This window comes from Streptomyces sparsus, assembly GCF_054776295.1.
In genome coordinates this window covers 1-1369 of sequence record NZ_BAAHCA010001150.1, presented here as the reverse complement: position 1 = coordinate 1369, position 1369 = coordinate 1, and the positions used below count along the sequence as shown (strand labels likewise).

2 protein-coding genes are annotated in these 1369 nt (G+C 72.2%); both read left to right on the top strand.

The genetic code is table 11. The features are described 5' to 3' along the window. A partial coding sequence (locus tag ACYVE9_RS27045; RefSeq protein ID WP_461030521.1) for an anti-sigma factor occupies positions 1-404 on the top strand: 404 nt, incomplete at its 5' end. Between the two features lie 304 nt (positions 405-708). Beyond that, positions 709-1191: an SH3 domain-containing protein gene (locus ACYVE9_RS27040; RefSeq protein ID WP_461030520.1), complete on the top strand. Its 483-nt coding sequence runs from the start codon at positions 709-711 to the stop codon at positions 1189-1191. Positions 1192-1369 lie beyond the last annotated feature (178 nt).

The following is a 1369-nucleotide window of genomic DNA, read 5'->3' as shown; positions in this document are numbered from 1 at the left end:
CGGGCGACGCCGACGGATCCGGCGACGGCAGTGGGACCGGCGGGCCCGGCGGCGACGGAACCGACGGCGACGGAACCGGCGGTGGGCCGGCTGCCGGCACGGTACGGCTGGAACGGTTCTCCGCGCCGTCGTCCGCCCGCGTAGCCGGTCCGGCGCGCGAGGTGCGCATCCAGGTCAGCGGGCTGCCGCGCACCTCCGGTTTCTTCGAGGTCTGGCTGATGGACGCGGCCGGGAAGAAGCTGATCTCGCTCGGGGTCCTGCACGACGACGGCACTGCCACCCTGCCGCTGCCGCCCGGCGTCGACATCGGCGAGTACTCCCAGGTGGACGTCTCCGACCAGGCGTTCAACGGCAGCCCCGCACACTCCGGGAGGAGCGTCGTCCGGGGCTCGCTGACCGGCTGACGTCGCCGGACCACCCGTCTCGACACCCGGACCACCCGTCTCGACAACCGGGCGCGGCCGTTGCCGGGCGCGTTCGGCTGTCGCAGCGCGCTCTCCTGCGCCCCGTTGTGTGCTTCCGTCCGCCGGGGTGCCCTCGGCGCGGCGTCACCGGCTCGTGCGCTTATCGGGTGACTTGACGGTATGGCGGCGATGTCAGGTCGGCGGCGACCACCATCGTCGTCGTCGGGAAGGCCGCCCGGCGTCACCGTCGAGCGTCTTCCGCACTGTCACTTCCCCCTGGACGCTCGACAAGGAGACATGGCCCATGTTGAAGAACGGGAAGATCGCCGCTGCCCTCGTGACCGGTGCGCTCGCCGCCGGCCTGCTGGGCTCGGCGCCCGCCATCGCGATGGCGGACGACCCCGCCGCCGAGGTGCAGTCCGCGGAGCAGAACGAGGCGCAGTCCGCGGAGCAGTCCGCGGAGCAGAACGAGGCGCAGACCGCGGAGCAGTCCGCAGAGCAGAACGAGGCGCAGTCCGCGGAGCAGAACGAGTCGCAGGGCCAGCTGGCGCACCGCTACGTCCACGGCAAGGTCGTCGCGCACAGCGGCGTCCGGATCCGCGCCAGGGCCACCACCTACTCCCAGGTGCTCGGCGGCTACCACGGTGGCGCCATCATCAAGCTGTCCTGCAAGGTCAAGGGCCAGTGGGTGGACGGCAACAAGATCTGGTACAAGCTCGCCGACCGCAAGGGCTACGTCACGGCCCGCTACGTCAAGAACCTGAAGCCGGTCAACTACTGCCGCTGACCGGCAGCCGGCAGCGCGCCGACCACGCGCTGACACCGGTACCGGTCGCACGCTGACCGGCGCCGACGACGGCCGGGGGCCGTCGTCACCTGCGGGTCCGGATGCTCGGGCGGCACCCGCAGTGACCCTCACACCGCATGACCGCACTGCGGCAGCTCCCGGCCTCCACGGGCCGGGA